The following is an 18,632-nucleotide window of genomic DNA, read 5'->3' as shown; positions in this document are numbered from 1 at the left end:
GGATCAGGCGGTGGGCACGGAGGCTGCGGCAGGCAGGCGCTCGGGCAGGGTCAGCACCACGGACGTGCCGCGGCCAGCGGTGGACAGCACCTCCAGCACCGCGCCGATCCGCTCGGCCCGCTCGCTCATGATGCGCAGGCCGACATGGGTCTCGTCGGGCGGGCCGCGCTCGGCGTCGAAGCCGGCCCCATCGTCGCGCACCTCGATGCGCCACTGCGGCTGCTTGGCCACGTCCAGCCAGACACGGCGCGCGCCAGCGTGCTTGCGCACGTTCGACAGCGCCTCCTGCACGATGTGCAGCACCTGGATCTGCACGTCCGGCAGCAGCGGCAGCGCCTGCCCGGTCACGTTGAAATGGGTGGACAGGCCGCTCTGGTGTTCGAGCTTGCGCAGCGTGGTCTGCAGCGCCGGCTCGATGTCCTCGGTGTTGGCCCGGGTGCGGAAATGCACCAGCAGCTCGCGCACGTCGCCATAGCACTCGCGCACGCCGACATCGATCTCGCCGATGACCTGCTGCATGCGCGCGGCCTCGCCGCTGGCCATCGCGTCGCGCATCAGCTGCACCTGGATCTTCATGAACGCCAGCGACTGCGCGATCGAGTCATGCAGCTCGCGGGCCAGGAAGGTGCGCTCCTGCGACACCGCCGCTTCCAGTTCCAGCGCGTTGAGCCGCAGGTTCTCGATCGCGCTGGCCAGGTGCGCCGTGAGCGCCTCCAGCAGCGAGCGCTCGGCCGCCGTGAGGTCGTAGCGGGCGTGGAAGAACAGGTCGACCTCGCCGATCAGGTGCTCCTTGAGCCGCACGGGAATCGACACCACCGTCTCGAACCCCGCTTCGCGGCAGTGGCCCAGCATCGGCGCGGCCATCTGGCGGATGGGGATCACCCGAACTTCGTGCTCCGCCGGCTGCACGCCGCAGTGGCAGTCGCCGGTGCGGATGCAGTGTTCGCCCTCGACCATCGACGCGGGCAGCCCCACATGGGCCAGCATCAGGTAGCGCTCGTTGGCCTCGTCCGACCAGCGCAGCGCGACGCCGTCGGCATGGGCCACCCGCCGGATGCGCTGCACGAAGCCCAGCGCCAGCTCGTCGAGGGTGCCGGCGCGGGCCACCAGGCTGGTCACGTCGTAGAGCGCCTCCAGCCGCTCGCGCTTGTCGGCGAGTTCGGAGGTCTTGGCGGCGACCTTGGCTTCGAGGTCGCGGTACATGGACTGCAGGTGCTCGGCCATGCCGTTGAAGCCCTCGGCCAGGGTGCCGAACTCGTCGCGGGTGACGCAGGCGACGCGGGCGTTGAAGTCACCGGTCTGGATCCTCTCGATCGCCTGCTTGAGCAGCGCCACCGGCTCCAGCACGAACAGGTAGCCCATGAACAGCAGCAGCGCCGAGCCCAGCACCGCCAGCGCCATCACCCCGATCTGCAGCAGGTGCAGCAGGGTGGTCCAGCGCGACAGGTGGGCCTCGATGGCACCGACCATGGCGTCGATGCGGTCCGTGAACTGCGCCGTGTCGGCCACGATGCCCGAGACGGCCGGTGGATCGCCGCGGGTCCAGCGGTCACGAAACCGCGTCCAGTGCGACTCGACGGTGGCGTAGCGTGCCCGCACGGTGTCGTCCCAGGGCATGAACAGCGGGCGCTCCGGATCCCCGTGGCGCAGCAGCGCCAGGCCGTGCTCGAATTCGCGGACCTCATGCGGCAGGGCAGCGACATCGCCCGTACCGATCGACAGCGACATGCGGTAAGCCTGCATGCGCATGCGCCCGGCCTCGTTGACCGCAGCCGCACCACCGTCCAGCTGCCACGACACCCACAGCGTCAGCCCGATCGACACCAGCGCCAACAGCAGCAGCGGTGCCGCGACCAGCGTCAGCTTGACGCCGAGCGTCCAGTGTCGTTTGCTTGTCTCCATCGGCGCACTCTAGGGGCCGATCGCACGATCAGATTGACGCAGCTCAAGCCCAGGCCGAAGCCAGACCGCCATTCGACCGGCTCGCCGGTGCCTGGAAGCCCTTCAACGCCGCCACCCACTGGTCGAACTGGTACGCGTCGACCACCCTGCCCTCGCGCGGATCCTCGCGCCCGCAGTCGATCACCACCTCGTCCGGCGCCCAGCGCAGCAGCTGCGGCAGATCGGCGCGGCGCGGTGCGGCCAGCAGTCCGACCGGCACGTCCATGCGCCGCAGGCCATCGAAGGCCCCGAGCAGGCGCTCCGGCGAGACGCGCTGCTGCCAGAGATCGCTGCCCTGCGCGTCCGTGCCGCGGGCGTCCAGCAGCACGCTGGCGAAGCCCTGCCGGGTTGCCAGGCTCAGGCGCTGCGCCCAGGCCGCGCCGTCGCCACGGTCCAGCGGCACGCGCAGCACCGGCGTCACCGGCACACCCTCGCGGGCGAGCTGTCCGAGCTGGGTCAGCAGCAGCACCGACGACGGCCGCGCCGGCACCGGCACCCGCACCCGGTCCACCCCGCAATCGGCGATCCGCAGCACCCGCTGGCGCACGGCGGACGGCGTCGGTGCCGCGAGCGGACCGATGCCGGCGCCGACCACCACGCCGTCGCGCAGCAGCCGCAGCCGCGTCACCACCGCCCGGATCACCTCCGGCGCGGCCGACATCACCTCGACCCCGGCAGCACCCGCGCGGACCGCCCAGGCCGCCTCGGCAGGGTCGCGCACACAAAGTTGAAGGTTCATGGTCTTGTTTTCCCCTGATTTCCCGGCCCGGATTGTCCACGACCCCAAGGCGCGTCGCCCCCCACCGCGCCGATATACTGATTCCGTCCGCCCCACCCACCCCGGCTGCACTGCTGCCCTTCCCGACCCGAGACCCGCATGAAATTCACCGGCTCCTCCCAGTACGTCGCCACCCAGGACCTGATGCTCGCGGTCAACGCCGCCATCACGCTGCAGCGCCCGCTGCTGGTCAAGGGCGAACCCGGCACCGGCAAGACCATGCTGGCCGAGGAAGTGGCCGCCGCGCTCGGCATGCCGCTGATGCAGTGGCACATCAAGAGCACGACCAAGGCGCAGCAGGGCCTCTACGAATACGACGCGGTGAGCCGCCTGCGCGACAGCCAGCTCAACGATGCCGAGAGCGCAGCCAAGGTGCGCGACATCCGCAACTACATCGTCCAGGGCACGCTGTGGCAGGCCTTCACGGCCGACCAGCCCGTGGCGCTGCTGATCGACGAGATCGACAAGGCCGACATCGAGTTTCCGAACGACCTGCTGCGCGAGATCGACCGGATGGAGTTCTATGTCTACGAGACGCGCGAACTCATCCGGGCCAAGCACCGGCCGCTGGTCTTCATCACCTCGAACAACGAGAAGGAGCTGCCCGACGCCTTCCTGCGCCGCTGCTTCTTCCACTACATCAAGTTCCCGGAAGCGGAGACGATGCGCCAGATCGTCGAGGTGCATTTCCCCGGTCTGAAGAAGGAGCTGCTGGCGGCGGCGCTGAAGAACTTCTACGACGTGCGCAACCTGCCGGGTCTGAAGAAGAAGCCGTCCACCTCGGAGCTGCTGGACTGGCTGAAACTGCTGGTGGCGGAAGACATCTCGGCCGAGGCGCTGCACAGCACGGACCAGAAGGTGGCCATCCCGCCGCTGGTGGGCGCACTGCTGAAGAACGAGCAGGACCTGACGCTGTTCGAGAAGCTCGTGTTCATGCAGAGCCGCAACCGCTGAGGCCCTCGGGCACAGGAGACAACGATGAACATCGAAACGAAGAACGCCCTCGGTGAAGGGCTGGTGGATGCGCTGGGGTTCGTGGCCGGCGCGATGGCGGGTGGCCTGATCGCCCGGGCCTTCGGGCTGGACTTCCTGACCGAGCAGGGCTGGGGCACCGGCTCGATCGGCGGCATCCTGCTGGTCGGCCTGGGTGCCGGTCTGGGCAAGACACTGGCGCGCAAGCTGCTGCGGCGGGAGCCCGTGGCGGTGACGGCGCCCGCACCGGTGGCACCCGCCAGACCGGCGACACCGTCCGGCAAGGCACGCAAGCGATGAGCGGCGCCTGGCCCATCCCGGTGGTGCTGAACGGCACGCACGTGCGGCTGGAACCGCTGCGCCCTGACCACGCCCTGGCGCTGGCCGACGCCGTGCGCGAAGGCGAACTCTGGACCACCTGGTACACCGTGGTGCCGTCGCCGGAGGGCATGGCCGCCGAGATCGAGCGCCGGCTCGGCCTGCAGGCAACCGGATCGATGCTGCCGTTCGCGGTGCTGGATGCCGATGGCGTGCCGGTCGGCATGACCACCTACATGCACATCGACGCGCGTTTCCGGCGCGTGGAGATCGGCTCGACCTGGCTGGCCAGGCGCGTGCAGCGCACGGCCTTGAACACCGAGGCCAAGTGGCTGCTGCTGCGCCACGCCTTCGAGACGCTGGACTGCATCGCGGTCGAGTTCCGCACCCACCGCTTCAACCTGCAGAGCCGCCGCGCCATCGAGCGGCTCGGCGCCCAGCTCGACGGCATCCTGCGCCACCACCAGCGCACCGCCGACGGCAGCCTGCGCGACACCTGCGTCTACAGCATCACCGCGCCGGAGTGGCCGACGGTGCACCAGCACCTGCGCGCCCGGCTCGATCTGCCGCCGCGTTGAACACCTGCACGGCGCAGGCTCACCAGCACTTCGCGGCGGTGTAGCCCGTCGAAGCCGAAGCAACGCCCTTGGTGCCGGCCTGGTCGTAGGTGTAGTTGCCGCACTTGTCGCCGACCTGGGCGCCGGCCCGGGTGGCACTCAGGCTGAACGCGCCGGCACTCTGACTGGCGATGGACAGCGTGTAGTAGCCCTGCGGCGAGGTCGCCGGATGGAGTCCGCCCGTACCCAGCGTGGCTCCGACATACGTGCCCCGCTCGGTGTAGTAGCGCTCCATCACCTGCGCGACACCCAGCAGCGCCGACCGGGCATCGGCGCGGCGCGAAGCCGCCACATGCTCGCGGTAGGAGGGCAAGGCCACGGCCGCCAGGATCCCGACCACCGCCACCGCGATGGTCAGCTCCACCAGCGTGAAACCACGCACCAGGCGATGACGGATACGGTGCGGGCGGTTCATGGCAGATCCTGGACGTAGACGGTCACGATGCGCAGCGTCGCAGGACGCGCGCCCATCGGCTCCAGTGCGTAGCGCACCCGCATCCCGCTGCGCAGCCGCGACAGGGGCACCGGCTGACCGGTCAGCTCGTGCAGCACCCGCAGGCGCTCCGGGTCCCACGACAGCGACTGGCCGCTGACCTGCAGCACCTGGCGCGCCACATCGATGCGGCCGATCACACCGCTGTGCTGGTCGATGTCCAGCCCGCGCGGAGGCGCTGCTTGCGCGGATACCGCCAGCACGCTGACCAGCAGCGCAAGGGCTGTCCGGCACCACGGTGCCGGGGAGGCGCTGGCGCTGAATCTGGTGCTGGATGAAGAGGGGTTCATGGAAGGCCTGCTCACTGAATCTGCTCCCAGCCGGCGCGGCCCGAGGGGCGCGACCCGCCCGTTTCCCGGACGCGGACCACCGTGCCGTCCGAGGTATTGACCAGCTTGTCGTCGAGTTTGCGGTCCTTGGTGCGGATGAACCCGGGCGCGGTCGGGATGGCGCCGATGCGCACCCCGGACACCGGCGTCCTGGCGGCCTGCAAGGTCAGCAGGTCCGCCGAATCGACCAGGTTGTCGGCATTGGTGTCGAGCGCCGGCAGGTCGGACCGGTTGCCGGTGACCGCATCGACTTCCATGATCCAGCCATCGCCCCCGCCCTTGCAGTTGACCGTGCCGGGCACCATGGTGGAGAAGATCGCCTTGCCGTAACGCACGGCCGCCTGCGTCACGACCCGCTCGCCCGAAGTCGGCAGCGCCAGCGTCCAGCCGCGCTTGTCGCTGCGGTAGAGGGCGGAGGTGACGGTGCTGTCCCCCGCGTACACCGTGGCTGGCGTGCCGACGGCGTAGGTGGTGAAGCGGTAGTCGCGCAGGTCCGGTCCGGTCGTCGTGCCGAGCACCGACTGCGTGACCAGCTGGCTGGCCGCCACGGTCTCCCCCTTGTCCCAGATGCCGTAGAGCGCCTGCGGCGCGGTGCTCGACGTGTCGGTGGTCGAGAGGTAGAGGCCGGTGCCGAAGGTGACCATGTAGCCCCCTTCGGGGTGCGGGGTGACATCGGGCCGGGCCGTGATCGACTGGCCGGATGCCGTGGTGAACAGGGGCGCCGGGGCTGCGCTCGTGCCATGGGCGACCTTCCAGCCCGCCGCGCTGGTGGACGAAAGGTCGAACTTCCAGAGCCTGCCCTGCAGGTCGCCGGCGTAGACGATGTCCACCACGCCGTTGTTGCTGCTGCTGACACCGACCAGACCGAGCAGTCCGTTGGGGGCGGCAGCCGTGCCGGTGCCGGTGCTGATCCGGGTGATCTGGCCGGTCTCGATGTCGATGGCCATCAGCATGGCGACGCCGTCGGTGCTGTTGTAGCCATTGCCGACGAGCGCCCGCCACTTGCCGTCGCGGGTACGGGCCAGCAGTGGCGGCTGGAGGATGTGGCCGACGCCAGCATCCGAGCCGTCGATCTCCCAGCGAGCGACCTTGGCCGCCTGGGCCTCGGTGAAGGTGGCCGGGTTGCTCACGTCCAGCGCATACAGGCCCTTGCCGCCGGCACCGAGGCTGCCCAGCAGCACGGTCTTCCAGCCGCCACCGTAGTAGACATCGCCGCCGACCAGGGGGCCGTCCACGCTGTACTGGTGCCCGTAGCCCTGCTCCGGCAAGGCGCTGAGCCGGTCGGCCACCATCGCCGGCACGTAGGCGAAGACTTCGTCGCCGGTGCTGGCATTGAAGCCGTGGAGCATGCCGTCGTTGGCCCCGACGTAGACCATCGGCGTCATCGCGGCCCGGGCCGTGCGGTAGGTCGCGTAGGCGGCGGCCTCGGCACCGTCGCGGACGTAGCGGCCTCCGCTGGCCAGGTAGAGCGGCGAGGAGTTGATGATGTCGCCGAGCACCGTGGTCGGCCGGTTGCGGAACGCGGTCGGTGCGGTGCAGGCCGCGCAGTTGCGCAGCTCCCGGCTCGTGTCGCCGCGCAGGTAGTTCAGCCGGAATGGCCCGTAAGTATCGGCTGTACCGGCGCCGTTGCGGTTCAGCGCAGTGGCCATCGCGGCGGGAATCTCGGTGGCGGTGGTGGCCGCCGGATTGGCGGGCCAGCGCCAGGCCACGCCGCGGCTGCCCAGCGCCGAGGAGCCGCGGTAGGTGAGGATCTGGCGACCGCTGTTCCAGTTCTGCAGGTTGACGCGCTGCGCGGCGTCCCACAGCGCGGTCGCGCTGGTGGCCCCGGAGGCCAGCAGCGTGTAGGCCTGCAACTGTCCCGACCAGTCGCCCGAGTTGAACCGTGACAGGTAGGCCACCGAGCCGTTGCTCCAGGCACCGGCATTCAGCGCCACGCCGGACGAGGACGCGGTCCGCGCCGTGATGTCGGCGTTGATGGCGGCGAAGGCGGCCGTGAGCGAGGCGCGGTCGTTGGCAAGGTAGGCCGCCTGGGTGCCCCCCACCTCGGCCATGCGGTTCATGCCGGCCACCGAACTTTCGTTCTCGAACGAGGAGCCCATGCCGACGATGTAGGTCTGCACGTCGTAGGTGCCGTTCATCGTGGCGTGGTTGTTCACCGTCACGGCCCGCAGGTTCCGGATCTCGTCGATGACCTCGGTCGTCGCGGGGCTGTAGGTCCAGGTGCCGTTGACCTTGGTGTTGCGCAGTTCGGTGTCGGTCGTGTAGCGGTGGGCGCCCTTGCTGTAGTTGGGGTCGCCGTCGGTGGCCAGCACGACGAACTGGCGCTGGCAGCTGTTGTCGGTGATCGGCGTCGGGGTGGCGCTGAACTTGTTGCCGAAGTACTTGCCGGCCGTCTCGATCGCGCCGGCCAGCGGCGTCGCCCAGGTCGAGTTCTTGATCTCGGTGGTCGCGGCATTGGCGGTCTGGTTGGCCAGCAGGCTGCTCAGCGCGGCCAGGTGGGTCGCCGAGGTCGTCTGCACCGGCTGCCGGATGGTGCCCAGACCCGTGACCTTGTCCGAGTAGTACAGGATCATCGGCGGCGGGTAGCCGTACTGGCTGTAGTCAAGGACGTAGGGTGCAGTCGCCGCGAAGGTGGCCAGGCCCCAGCGAAAACTGTTCTGGTAGGCCGCGATGCTCTCGCGCAGCACCTGGCGGGCGATGTTGCCGCGGGTGTTGACGTCGGTGAAGGTCGTGCGGTTGCCGCCCGGCATCACCGCTTCCATCGACTGCGAGTTGTCGTAGATGACCAGCAGGTTCGGCTGCACGCCGGTCGCCAGGTAGGGCGGCTTCTGCGCGAAGCTGACGGTCTGGGCCATGGCGCCGGGCAAGGCCCCCAGCAGCAGCAGGCACAGCCCGCCCAGACGCGCCCGCGGATCGGTGCAAGACACGGCCATGGCAGTGGGAGAGGTCATTGCTTGATGTAGGTGGACTGGAGAATGACGACGGTCGATGCCCGCACGCCGGTGCCGCGGGCCGTGATGCGAAATGCCTGGGGCGCGTCATCGAGGCTGCTGGCCAGGCTGGCCGACGTGCCGCTGGCCGGTGCCAGCGGAGGCAGCCGCTCGACGATGTAGCGCGGCTGGCTGCCCACACCCGGCAGTGCGGTCGCCCCGGTGACACTGCCGTAGGCGCGGCTCTTGCCAGCCGAGGCGCCCCAGTCGATCGTCTGCCACAGCGGCAGCGAGGTGGGACTGGCGGACGTCATCGATGGCGGCAGGCACAGCCCCCCGGTACAGGCCGACACGAAGGCGGACGCCACCGTGAGGTTGGCCTCGATGTCCGCTTCGGCGTCCCGCAGCGCGGCCTCGGCCGCCTGCAGCGCGGTGTTGCGGTCGCGGGCATTGCCAGCCATGCGCTCCTGCACGATGCCGGAGTTCATGCCCGCCAGCGCCAGCGACATCAGCACCACCAGCATCACCAGGATGGTGACGAGCGAAAACCCGCGGGTGCGACCACGGACCATGCGCCTCCCCTCAGCGCAGCGCATTGCGTACCTGCGCGGTCAGTGACACGACCGTGCGCAGCCGGCGGTCGGTCGGCGTCACGGTCGTGCCGTCGAAGGTGTAGGGCTGGACGCTGCTGGAGATGCCATCCTCGGTGCTGGCCAGCAGCAGCTCGGTCTGGACCGTCACCACCCGGGCCCAGTCGGTGACGGCGGCCGGTGCGGCATAGGCGTCGGCGGCACCGTCGCCGTTGCTGTCCAGGCCCAGCGTGACCCGGAACCTTTCGACACCGGTGACCAGCTCCTGCGGCTGCACCGTGCCGTCGTAGACCGGGCTGGTGAAGGACCACAGGGCCCGCTGCGTCGTCTTGCCGGTGCGCTGGCTGGGGGCCAGGTAATAGGTGACGGTGCCCAGACGGTAGACCACCGCATCCTGCAGGAAGGGACGCCCCAGGCTGTTCGTGCTGACCCCTGGCGTGGCCGTGACACTGGCGCTGTGCTCGATCGAGCCACTCACGCCGGGCGTGGCGTTGGTCGCCTGGAAGACGGCGGCGCCAGCGCAGTCGGACACCATCAGCAGGTCACCCGTCGTGATGCGCCCGGTCGACGTGACATTCAGCGCGGCGGTGGCGCTGCCCATCTCGGCCGTCAGCGACCAGCCCGTCCCCACGGCGCGGCGCACGGTCAGCACGTCGCCGGCGCTGTCCGGGGCCGGACTCAGGCTGGTGAGGGTCGACGCCAGCGCCGGCCCCCAGGCCGAGCCGTTGTGGCGCGACGCCCAGACACCCTGCGCGAAGTTGTAGAGGAACGCCGTGGGCGTGTTGAGCGTGTTCAGCATCGGGGTCGTGAGTCCCAGGCCGCGGCAGCCCTGGAACCCGGCCATGCGCAGGTCGGCGGAAAGGGTGTCCACGCTGAAGCGGGCGCTCTCCTGCAGGCGGGCGACATGGTTCTGCGACTGGAAGGTGCCCTTGCTGCCCAGGAAGATCGTGCCCATGACCCCCACCAGGAACAGCCCCAGCCCCATGGCCACCAGCAGCTCGACCAGCGTGACCCCTCGGACACGGCGCAGGCGGCGGGTTGACGTCATGGCCGCACCACGTTGACGAAGCGGGACTCCGTGCCCCGTTCGCTCCAGAAGACCTTGATGGCGATCTGGGACCCGGTTCCGTCGCAGGCTGGCGCGGCGGCCGTGCCGTCGTCGGCCGAGCTGTCCAGACAGATCGCACCGGAACCGCCGGGCAGCGCGTTCAGGACCGCGGTGCGCCACTGCACGAAATCGCGGGCCGCCATCTGGGTGGTGCTGCAGACATTGGTCAGCGTGCAGGCGGAGGTCGCGGTCGATGGCGTGACCAGGAGGCTGTACTGCCCTGCCGTCACACCGGGCAGGTTGGCACGTACGCGGTCGGCGGCCTCGTAGGCCAGCACGGTGGCCTTGCTGCGCCACATCGCGCTGGAGTTGGCGGACAGCCCGCGCAACTGCAATGCGGCGTAGCCCAGTGCCGCCACCGCCAGGATCACGACCGACACCAGCACCTCGATCATCGCGAACCCGTGCGGGGTCCGGGAGGCCCTGCGCACGCTCCGGCTCCGGCTCAGGCGCATGTGGAGATCCTCGTCACATCGGCCAGTCCGCTGGGCGGCACCGTGACCAGCACCCCATTCTTCAGGCCCGTGCTCGGACACAGCACGAAGGTCACGGTGGCGGCCGGCGTCAGGTAGCCGATGGCGCTGAAGCGCAGGGTGGACGAGCCCTGCATCTTCAGCGTGCCCGGCAGTGCCGCATAGGTGCGCACCAGCGTGTCACCGCTGTCCTGGGTGCCGCTGCTGTTGTTGTCGAGGTAAAGGTTCCACCCCTTGGCAAATTCGTTGCCGGTGACCCCTCCCGTGGCGGGCAGCACCAGCACCGGCAGACCAGCCCGGGCCGCTTCGGTGCGCGCCAGCATGAGCGAGGAGACCAGGTCCGACGACAGCGCCGAGAGCCGGTTGCTGGCCGTGAAGGCCGTCAGCGACGGCATGGCCACCGCCCCCAGGATGGCCAGCACGCTCACCGTCACCATCAGCTCGACCAGCGTGAAGCCCCGCACGGCAGCAGCCGTGGCAGCGGCAGGGAGGTTCGGCATCGGAACAATCGGCGACAGCATCGGACAGGCGCGGTTCAGGCGAATGAAGGTGATGCTGAATGTAAGGAAACGCTGCCCTGCCGCAGCCCCCGAAGAAACGGTCAATGCCCGCGCAATTCAGCCCGGGTCGGCGCCGGACTGCACCACGTGGCCTAGACTTGCAGGCACGACGTGGTTGCCGTGCGTCCGGAGACACCCCCATGCTGATCGACTTCTTCTACACCCTGCGGGCCGCCAAGCTGCCGGTCTCGATCCGCGAGTACCTGACCCTGCTCGAAGCCCTGCAGGCCGGCGTGATCGATGACGACGGCGGCCCCTCGGTCGACAAGTTCTACTACCTGGCCCGCACCACGCTGGTCAAGGACGAGGTCCAGTTCGACAAGTTCGACCGCGCCTTCTCGGCCTACTTCAAGGGCGTGGAGATGCTGACCGACTTCACGCAGGAGGTGCCGCTCGACTGGCTGCGCAAGACGCTGGAGGTGGAGCTGAGCCCCGAGGAGAAGGCGAAGATCGAGAAGATGGGCTGGGACGAGCTGATGGAGACGCTCAAGAAGCGCTTCGAGGAACAGAAGGAACGCCACGCCGGCGGCAGCAAGTGGATCGGCACCGGCGGCACCAGCCCCTTCGGCCACGGCGGCTACAACCCCCAAGGCATCCGGATTGGCGGTGCGGGCAAGAACAAGAGCGCCGTGAAGGTCTGGGACCAGCGCACGTTCCGTGACTACGACGACAACCTGGAACTCGGCACCCGCAACATCAAGGTCGCGCTGCGCCGCCTGCGCCGCTTCGCCCGCGAAGGGGCGGCGGAAGAGCTGGATCTGGACGACACCATCCACTGCACCGCGGCCAACGCCGGCCTGCTCGACATCAAGCTGGTCCCGGAGCGCCACAACAAGGTCAAGGTGCTGCTGCTGATGGACGTGGGCGGCACGATGGACGAGCACATCCACCGCGTGGAAGAACTCTTCAGCGCCGCGAAAACCGAGTTCAAGCACCTGGAGTTCTACTACTTCCACAACTGCGTCTACGACTTCGTGTGGAAGAACAACCGCCGCCGCTACGCCGAGAAGTTCCCGACCTGGGACATCATCCGCAAGTACAACCGCGACTACAAGCTGATCTTCATCGGCGACGCGACGATGAGCCCCTACGAGATCGTGCAGCGCGGCGGCAGCGTCGAATACAACAACGAGGAACCCGGCGCCGAGTGGCTGCAGCGCCTGACCCACGCCTTCCCGAAATTCGCCTGGATCAATCCGGAGCCGCCCGGCGTCTGGGAATACCGCCAGAGCATCGCGATGATCCAGCAACTGATGAGCCAGCGGATGTTTCCGCTGTCGCTGGCCGGGCTGGAACAGGCGATGCGGCTGCTGTCGAAATGACCGGACGCAGGAGAAGACACCCACCGCTGCTGCTGGCGGCTCTGGTCGTTCAGGCTGCTGCCACCGCACCCGCCATGGCCCAGGTCGCGGCGCCGCCAGTGGCGCAGGCGGCCTCCGCAGCCGAAGACGACGCCGACACCCGCGATGTCACCTGGACACTCGACATCGCCGCGCCACCCGCGCTGCGCACGCTGCTGGCGCGCTACCTCGACCTCTCGCGCTACCTCGCCACGCCGGACACCGCCCGGGTCCCGCGCGGCGAGCTGATGCGGCTGCGGCAGGCCGCCCCCGCCCAGGCCCGCGCGCTGCTGGAAACCGAGGGCTACTTCAACGCCAGCGTCAGCACCCAGGCGCGCGACAACGGCAGTGTCATCGCGCTGAAGCTGCTGGTCGAACCAGGCCCCCGCGCGCGCGTCAGCCAGGCCCGCGTGGAATTCGAAGGTCCCCTGTCGGTCGCCGCCGAAGCGGGCGAGCCCGCCGCGGTCGCGCTGGTCGATCGGGTGCGGAGCCGCTGGTCGCTGCCGGCCGGCGAGGCCTACACGCAGGACCGCTGGAGCAGCGCCAAGGGCGAGGTGCTCGCGCTGCTGCGCGCCGAGGGCTACGCCACCGCCGGCTGGAGCGGCACCGTGGCGCAGGTGCGCGCCGTCGAGGACCGTGCGGCGCTGTTCCTGGTCGCCGACAGCGGCCCGCTCTACCGCTTCGGCGCGGTGCAGGTCACCGGGCTGGACCACGTCGATGCCGAGGCAGTGCAGGCGCTGCAGACCTTCTCCGCCGGGCAGCCGCTGCGCGAGCAGGCGCTGCTCGACTACCAGGACCGGCTGGTCAAGTCGGCGCTGTTCGACAGCGTCGCGATCGAGATGGAGCCGGACCCGGCGCTGGCAGACGCCATGCCGGTGGTCGTCAAAGTGCGCGAGCGCTCGCTGCAGCAGGCCACGCTCGGTCTGGGCATCTCCGACAACACAGGGCCGCGGGTCACGCTCGAACACCTGCACCAGCGTGTCTTCGATTTTCCCTGGCAGGCCAAGAGCAAGCTGCAACTGGGCCGCACCGACCAGCAGGCGTCGATCGACCTCACCTCGCACCCCCTGCCCGGCCCGTATCGCAATCTCATTTCGGCCTCGATCGGCCAGACCGACGCCAGCGGGCTGGAGGTCACCTCGCAGCGCGCCCGGATCGGCCGCAGCAAGGACGACGAGCGGCTGGAGCGCCTGTACTACCTGGAGTGGCAGCGCTCCCTCACCCGCCAGCTCGACAACGGCCTGACCGTGGACGACACCTCGGCCCTCTCCGGCAACTACCAGTGGATCTGGCGCCAGCTCGACCACCCGCTGCTGCCGACGAAGGGCGTGAGCCTGTCGCTGGACACGGCGCTGGGCCGCTCGTTCACCACCACGGCGCAGCGCAGCGGCGTCTTCGGCCGCCTCAACGGCCGGCTGACCCACTACGCCACGCTCGGCCAGAACTGGTACAGCACCAGCCGGCTGCAGATCGGGCAGGTGCTGTCGGCGACGGATGTGGCGGTGCCCTACTCGCTGCTGTTCCGCACCGGCGGCGATGACTCGGTGCGCGGCTACGCCTACCAGAGCCTCGGCCCGAGCAACGCGGCCGGCACGGCGGTCGGCGGGCGGGTCACGGCCGTCGGCAGCGTCGAGCTGGCCCGGCCGATCCTGGCCCGGATGCCCGCACTGTGGGGCGCCACCTTCATCGACGCCGGCAACGCCGCGCCGGACTGGCCCTCCTACAAGGCCGCCCTCGGCTACGGCGTCGGCCTGCGCTGGCGCAGCCCCGTCGGCGCGCTGCGCCTGGACCTCGCCTACGGGCAGCAGGTGCGCAAGGTGCGCCTGCATTTCAGCGTGGGCATCACCTTCTGACGATGGCTGACGACACCCCCGACGCTCCGATCCGTTCCCCGCAGGCCCACCGGTCCTGGTGGCCAGTGCTCGCCGGACTGGCCGCGCTGCTGCTCCTCCTGGGCGCCGGCCTGTACGCCGCCCTCGCCACCGAGCCCGGCAGCCGCTGGCTGCTCGGGATGGTGCCGGGCCTGCAGTCCAGCGGGGTGCGCGGTCGGCTGCTGGGCGATTTCGACGCCGACCAGCTCCGCTACCGGCTCAATGACCGCCAAACACTGCAGATCGACCAGCTGCGCTGGCGCGGGCTGGCACTGGACTGGTCCGATGGCAAGGCGCCGGTGCTGAACCTCGCCCAGCTGCTGATCGGCCACCTCGACCTGCAAGGCGCGTCCGCCAGCGACCAGCCCCCCGTGCTGCCGACGGCGCTGGACCTGCCGCTCGGTGTCCAGATCGGCGAGGTGCGGATCGACCGCCTGAGCCTCGACGCGCTGCGCGATCGGCCGGTGCGCGCGCTGTCGGCGTCGCTGAGCCTGCAGGCCGGGCGTGGCGGTCTGCACCGCGTGGACGGGCTGCAGCTGCACTGGGACCGGCTCGTGCTGCACGGCCTGGTGACACTGGGGGCGGACGCGCCGATGCCGCTGGAGGCGCGGCTGGTGCTGACCCCCGGCGCAGCGGCCGCGCCGGACACGGCGGCGCCCGCCGGACTGCCGCAGGACTGGCGCGTCGATCTGCGCGCCCACGGACCGCTGCAGCAGATCGCGGTCGACACGCGCATGGTCGCGCGCGGCCAGTCGCTGGAAGTGCAGGCCGAGGTCCGGCCCGCCCAGCGCCAGCCCCTGAGCCACCTGCAGGCCCGGCTGCAGGCGCTCGACCTCGCCCCCTTCGCCAGCGGCCTGCCCACCACGGCGCTGTCCGGACAGATCGACGCCCTGCTCGACAACCGCACCCGCACCGGCACGGCCCAGCAGCGCCTGCAGGTGCAGGTCGATCTGCAGAATCTGCGGCCCGGCCCCTGGACGCAGCACCTGGTGCCTGTCGAGACCGTCCAGCTCACCGCCAGCGGCGACCTGCGCAACCCGGACACCGGCACGCTCGACACCCTGCGCATCCACCTGAACGACGGCACCGACGACGCCGGCACCGTGCTCGGCAGCGGCCGCTGGACGCTCAGCGGCACCGGCGCCCAGCGCCGCCTGGACACGGCCCTCAGCAGCACCTGGCAGGACCTGCACCCGGCGCGGCTCGATCCGCGGGCACCCGCCGTGCAGGTCAGCGGCCCGCTCACGCTGACCTATGGCCAGTCGCTGGGCGAGAACAGCGCGGCCAGCCGGCGCATCACGCTGCACACCGACCTGCGCGGCCTGCTCGTCGGCGCCGGACTGCCCGAAGTCCGGCTGCTGCTGCAGGCCCAGGCCACGCCGCAACGCATCGACCTGGAACAGCTCCAGGCCCGCAGCGGCACCGCCCGGCTGGAGGCCAGCGGCCACGCCGAACAGGCCGACGCACACTGGCAGGTGCGCCTCCAGGGCGATCTGGAGGCCTTCGACCCCGGCGTGTGGTGGCCGGGCGCGGCCCAGGAGGCGGCTCCGGGGCCGCGCAGCGTCCACCGCCTGGACGGCAGGCTCGACACCGACCTGCGCATCCCCGTGCCGCTGGCCACGGGGCTGGCGGGACTGGCCGAGATCACGGGCCACGCCGACCTGCACCTCGACCCCAGCCTGATCGCCGGTGTGCCGCTGGCGGGCCAGCTCAAGTTGCAGACCCGCGCAGGTGCGGGCACCACCGGCGCGCCCCGCTGGAATCTCGACCTGAAGGCCACCGCCGGCGCCCCGGTCGGCGCCGCCGACGCCACCGATCTGCACCTGACCGGCGACCTCGCCCCGTCCGGCAGCGAGGACCGCTGGACCCTCCAGTGGAAAAGCAGCGCCCCCGAACGCCTGAATCCCTGGATGAAGCTCGCCGGCTCGCCCGCCCGGATCAGCGGCGACACCGAAGGCCAGCTCGACCTCGCCGGCCGCTGGCCCCGCGTGCGCAGCACCGGCCAGCTGCGCAGCGGCCAGCTGCACCTGGGCGCGTCCGATCTGCAGGCCCTCGACCTGCACTGGAAGGCCGGCACCTTTCCCGCCGACCCGATCGACGTCAGCGCCACGGTCGGCACCCTGCGCGCGGGTGGCCAGAACCTGAGCGGCCTGACGCTGCGCACCCAGGGCACGGCCGCCAGCCACCAGCTGCAGCTGCGCAGCCAGATCGACGTGCCCGCCCGCACCGACCTCCCGGCCCGCAAGCTGCAGGCGCTGCTGTCGCTGAACGGCGGCCTGGCCGAAGAGATCGGGCCGTCGCTGGCGCACCGGGAAGCCGGCCTGCGCTGGAACGGCCGGGTCGGGCAGCTGGAGCTTCGGGACGTCGCGGTGGTGCCGGCCGGCGGTCCGGTCACGGCCGCCGTCCCGCCGCCGCTGCTGCAGCTGGAGCCGGCCACCCTGGCCATCGTGCAGGACAGCAGCGGTCTGGCCGTGAAGCTCGGTGCCAGCCGGCTGTCGCTGATGGACGTGCAACTGCTGATCGACCACCTCGACTGGCAGAGCGGTGCGGCGGCGGGTCTGAGCCTGCGCGCCCAGCTCGCACCGCTGCGGGTGGCCCCGCTGCTGGCGCGCGCCCAGCCCGACTTCGGCTGGGGCGGTGACCTCACGCTCGGCGGACGCATCGAGCTGCAGTCCACCCCCGAGCAGTTCACCGCTGCCGTCACGCTGCAACGTGACAGCGGCGATCTCAGCGTCGAGGACGCGGAGCTTGGCACCGGCCCGCGCCGCCTCGGCCTCGCCGACCTGCGGCTGCGGCTCGACGCGGCCGACGGCGTCTGGCGCCTGACCCAGCTGGTCTCGGGCGGCAACCTCGGCAGCCTGAACGGCCAGCAGACCGTGCGCACCGACCGCCACGCCCTCTGGCCCGCGGCGGACGCGGCGGTGGGCGGCCAGATCGATCTGCAGATCGCCCAGCTCGGCAACTGGGGCCGCTGGCTGCCGGCGGGCTGGCGCCTGTCGGGCCAGCTCGCCACCGAAGCCCGCGTCGGCGGCACCTTCGGCGCGCCGGCCTTCGCCGGCGAGCTGAACGGCAGCCAGATCGCCGTGCGCAACACGCTGCAGGGCGTGGACTGGACCGACGCCCAGCTCAAGGTGCAGCTGGCCGGCGACACGGCCCGCATCGACACCTTCAGCGTGCGCGCCGGGGCCGGCACGCTGGTCGCCCGCGGCGAGGCCACGCTGGGGGCTGCGCCGCGCCTGGCGGTGAAGGTCACGGCCGACCGCTTCGCCGCGCTGCAGCGGGTCGACCGCAAGCTCGTCGTCAGCGGCGAATCCGATCTGGTGCTCGACGCCCAGAGCACCCAGCTCAAGGGCCGGCTGCGCGCCGACGAAGGCCGCTTCGACTTCACGCAGAGCGACGCGCCCGCGCTGGCCGACGATGTGGATGTCGACCGCGGCACCGGCGAGCCCCGGACCCGCGAGACCGGCCCCGCCAGCCGCCGCACCACCACGCTCGACCTGCGGGCCGATCTGGGCGACGCCTTCGTGCTGCGCGGGCGCGGCCTGAACACCCGGCTGGCCGGCGAGCTGCGCCTGACCAGCCCGGCCAACCGGCTGGCGATCCACGGCAACATCCGCGCGGTGGACGGCACCTACGCGGCCTACGGCCAGAAGCTGCGCATCGAGCGCTCGGTCATCGCCTTCACCGGCGTGGCCGACAACCCGCGGCTGGACGTCGAGGCGATCCGCCCGGACCTGGAGGACGTGCGGGTCGGTGTCACCGTCACGGGCACGGCCCAGAACCCGCGCATCCGCCTGTTCAGCGAGCCGAGCATGACCGACACCGACCGCCTGTCCTGGCTCATCCTCGGCCGCGCCTCCGACGGCCTGGGCCGCACCGACCTCGCGCTGCTGCAGCGCGCCGCCTACGCGCTCATCGCCGGCGAGAGCGACAGCCCGAGCCTGGTCGAGCGCATCGGCCTCGACCAGCTCTCGGTGCGGCAGGCCGGCGACGGCGACACGCGCGAGACGGTGGTCACCCTCGGCAAGCAGATCAGCCGGCGCTGGTACGTCGGCTACGAGCGCAGCCTGAACGCCGCCAGCGGCACCTGGCAGCTCATCTACCGCGCCGCCCAGCGCTTCACGCTGCGCGCGCAATCCGGTGCGGAAAACGCGCTGGACCTGATCTGGACGTGGAAGTGGGGGCCGCAGGCTACAATTCCGAGCTCTACCGCGCGTCCTGCAGCGCAGTCCTCCCCGTAGTTCAATGGATAGAACGGGCGCCTCCTAAGCGCCAGATACAGGTTCGATTCCTGTCGGGGGGACCACTTCGG

At 70.7% G+C, this 18,632-nt stretch carries 15 protein-coding genes and 1 tRNA gene; 7 read left to right on the top strand and 9 right to left on the bottom strand.

Annotation, left to right across the window (positions count from 1 at the left end; all coding sequences use genetic code 11):
- Positions 1-3 precede the first annotated feature (3 nt).
- Both BDD16_RS15410 and BDD16_RS15405 read right to left on the bottom strand, forming a co-directional pair.
- Positions 4-1,902 carry a type IV pili methyl-accepting chemotaxis transducer N-terminal domain-containing protein gene (locus BDD16_RS15410; RefSeq protein WP_179634762.1) on the bottom strand — a complete coding sequence of 633 codons (1,899 nt, stop codon included), beginning with the start codon at positions 1,900-1,902 and terminating at the stop codon, positions 4-6.
- A gap of 43 nt (positions 1,903-1,945) precedes the next feature.
- A complete protein-coding gene (locus BDD16_RS15405) occupies positions 1,946-2,680 on the bottom strand; it encodes a hypothetical protein (RefSeq protein WP_179634761.1) in 735 nt (244 codons plus the stop codon).
- Between the two features lie 138 nt (positions 2,681-2,818).
- Here BDD16_RS15405 and BDD16_RS15400 point away from each other — a divergent pair, with 138 nt between their 5' ends.
- Genes BDD16_RS15400 through BDD16_RS15390 form a run of 3 tightly spaced genes read left to right on the top strand, consistent with a single transcriptional unit; the run spans position 2,819 to position 4,587 of the window.
- Positions 2,819-3,673: an AAA family ATPase gene (locus tag BDD16_RS15400; RefSeq protein WP_179634760.1), complete on the top strand. Its 855-nt coding sequence runs from the start codon at positions 2,819-2,821 to the stop codon at positions 3,671-3,673.
- Between the two features lie 24 nt (positions 3,674-3,697).
- A complete protein-coding gene (locus tag BDD16_RS15395; RefSeq protein WP_246332567.1) occupies positions 3,698-3,991 on the top strand; it encodes a hypothetical protein in 294 nt (97 codons plus the stop codon).
- Entirely contained in the window at positions 3,988-4,587 is a 600-nt protein-coding gene (locus tag BDD16_RS15390; protein ID WP_179634759.1) for a GNAT family N-acetyltransferase, read from the top strand. Before BDD16_RS15395 ends, BDD16_RS15390 begins: the two co-directional genes overlap by 4 nt.
- A gap of 19 nt (positions 4,588-4,606) precedes the next feature.
- On the opposite strand, the gene BDD16_RS23060 is transcribed toward BDD16_RS15390, so the two are convergent.
- From BDD16_RS23060 to BDD16_RS15355, 7 genes are read right to left on the bottom strand one after another with little or no spacing between them, the layout of a single operon-like run.
- A complete protein-coding gene (locus BDD16_RS23060; RefSeq protein ID WP_179634758.1) occupies positions 4,607-5,041 on the bottom strand; it encodes a type IV pilin protein in 435 nt (144 codons plus the stop codon).
- A complete protein-coding gene (locus BDD16_RS15380; protein ID WP_179634757.1) occupies positions 5,038-5,409 on the bottom strand; it encodes a hypothetical protein in 372 nt (123 codons plus the stop codon). Before BDD16_RS15380 ends, BDD16_RS23060 begins: the two co-directional genes overlap by 4 nt.
- Positions 5,410-5,420: 11 nt before the next feature.
- Complete coding sequence (locus BDD16_RS15375; RefSeq protein ID WP_179634756.1) at positions 5,421-8,399, bottom strand: pilus assembly protein; 2,979 nt, start codon at positions 8,397-8,399, stop codon at positions 5,421-5,423.
- The gene (locus BDD16_RS15370; protein WP_179634755.1) at positions 8,396-8,950 is read right to left on the bottom strand and encodes a pilus assembly PilX family protein; all 555 of its coding nucleotides are present in this window, start codon (positions 8,948-8,950) and stop codon (positions 8,396-8,398) included. Before BDD16_RS15370 ends, BDD16_RS15375 begins: the two co-directional genes overlap by 4 nt.
- 10 nt (positions 8,951-8,960) lie before the next feature.
- Complete coding sequence (locus tag BDD16_RS15365; RefSeq protein WP_179634754.1) at positions 8,961-10,016, bottom strand: PilW family protein; 1,056 nt, start codon at positions 10,014-10,016, stop codon at positions 8,961-8,963.
- Positions 10,013-10,507, bottom strand: coding sequence for a type IV pilus modification protein PilV (pilV, locus tag BDD16_RS15360; protein ID WP_179634753.1), 495 nt, complete (start codon positions 10,505-10,507; stop codon positions 10,013-10,015). The genes BDD16_RS15365 and pilV overlap by 4 nt, the downstream gene beginning before the upstream one ends.
- A 14-nt stretch (positions 10,508-10,521) precedes the next feature.
- Complete coding sequence (locus tag BDD16_RS15355) at positions 10,522-11,049, bottom strand: GspH/FimT family pseudopilin (protein ID WP_179634752.1); 528 nt, start codon at positions 11,047-11,049, stop codon at positions 10,522-10,524.
- Positions 11,050-11,249: 200 nt separating this feature from the next.
- On the opposite strand from BDD16_RS15355, the gene BDD16_RS15350 reads away from it, so the two are divergent.
- From BDD16_RS15350 to BDD16_RS15335, 4 genes are all read left to right on the top strand, one after another.
- Positions 11,250-12,431 carry a vWA domain-containing protein gene (locus BDD16_RS15350; protein WP_179634751.1) on the top strand — a complete coding sequence of 394 codons (1,182 nt, stop codon included), beginning with the start codon at positions 11,250-11,252 and terminating at the stop codon, positions 12,429-12,431.
- A 74-nt stretch (positions 12,432-12,505) separates the two neighbouring features.
- Positions 12,506-14,302, top strand: a complete 1,797-nt coding sequence (locus BDD16_RS15345) for an autotransporter assembly complex protein TamA (RefSeq protein WP_179634750.1) — start codon at positions 12,506-12,508, stop codon at positions 14,300-14,302.
- A 2-nt stretch (positions 14,303-14,304) separates the two neighbouring features.
- Positions 14,305-18,561, top strand: a complete 4,257-nt coding sequence (locus tag BDD16_RS15340; protein WP_179634749.1) for a translocation/assembly module TamB domain-containing protein — start codon at positions 14,305-14,307, stop codon at positions 18,559-18,561.
- Positions 18,552-18,626, top strand: a tRNA-Arg gene (locus tag BDD16_RS15335). Before BDD16_RS15340 ends, BDD16_RS15335 begins: the two co-directional genes overlap by 10 nt.
- Positions 18,627-18,632: the final 6 nt, after the last annotated feature.

Source organism: Sphaerotilus montanus, assembly GCF_013410775.1.
GTDB lineage: Bacteria > Pseudomonadota > Gammaproteobacteria > Burkholderiales > Burkholderiaceae_C > Sphaerotilus > Sphaerotilus montanus.
This window is presented reverse-complemented; position numbering and strand designations above follow the sequence as displayed.

Excerpts from the sequence above, each read along its gene's own strand:
- BDD16_RS15405 (WP_179634761.1), bottom strand. The coding sequence starts at position 2,680 with ATGAACCTTCAACTTTGTGTGCGCGACCCTGCCGAGGCGGCCTGGGCG.
- BDD16_RS15370 (WP_179634755.1), bottom strand. The coding sequence starts at position 8,950 with ATGGTCCGTGGTCGCACCCGCGGGTTTTCGCTCGTCACCATCCTGGTG.
- BDD16_RS15400 (WP_179634760.1), top strand. The coding sequence starts at position 2,819 with ATGAAATTCACCGGCTCCTCCCAGTACGTCGCCACCCAGGACCTGATG.
- BDD16_RS15390 (WP_179634759.1), top strand. The coding sequence starts at position 3,988 with ATGAGCGGCGCCTGGCCCATCCCGGTGGTGCTGAACGGCACGCACGTG.
- BDD16_RS15355 (WP_179634752.1), bottom strand. The coding sequence starts at position 11,049 with ATGCCGAACCTCCCTGCCGCTGCCACGGCTGCTGCCGTGCGGGGCTTC.
- BDD16_RS15395 (WP_246332567.1), top strand. The coding sequence starts at position 3,698 with ATGAACATCGAAACGAAGAACGCCCTCGGTGAAGGGCTGGTGGATGCG.
- BDD16_RS15365 (WP_179634754.1), bottom strand. The coding sequence starts at position 10,016 with ATGACGTCAACCCGCCGCCTGCGCCGTGTCCGAGGGGTCACGCTGGTC.
- BDD16_RS15340 (WP_179634749.1), top strand. The coding sequence starts at position 14,305 with ATGGCTGACGACACCCCCGACGCTCCGATCCGTTCCCCGCAGGCCCAC.
- BDD16_RS15350 (WP_179634751.1), top strand. The coding sequence starts at position 11,250 with ATGCTGATCGACTTCTTCTACACCCTGCGGGCCGCCAAGCTGCCGGTC.
- BDD16_RS15345 (WP_179634750.1), top strand. The coding sequence starts at position 12,506 with ATGGCCCAGGTCGCGGCGCCGCCAGTGGCGCAGGCGGCCTCCGCAGCC.
- BDD16_RS15410 (WP_179634762.1), bottom strand. The coding sequence starts at position 1,902 with ATGGAGACAAGCAAACGACACTGGACGCTCGGCGTCAAGCTGACGCTG.
- BDD16_RS23060 (WP_179634758.1), bottom strand. The coding sequence starts at position 5,041 with ATGAACCGCCCGCACCGTATCCGTCATCGCCTGGTGCGTGGTTTCACG.
- BDD16_RS15375 (WP_179634756.1), bottom strand. The coding sequence starts at position 8,399 with ATGACCTCTCCCACTGCCATGGCCGTGTCTTGCACCGATCCGCGGGCG.
- BDD16_RS15380 (WP_179634757.1), bottom strand. The coding sequence starts at position 5,409 with ATGAACCCCTCTTCATCCAGCACCAGATTCAGCGCCAGCGCCTCCCCG.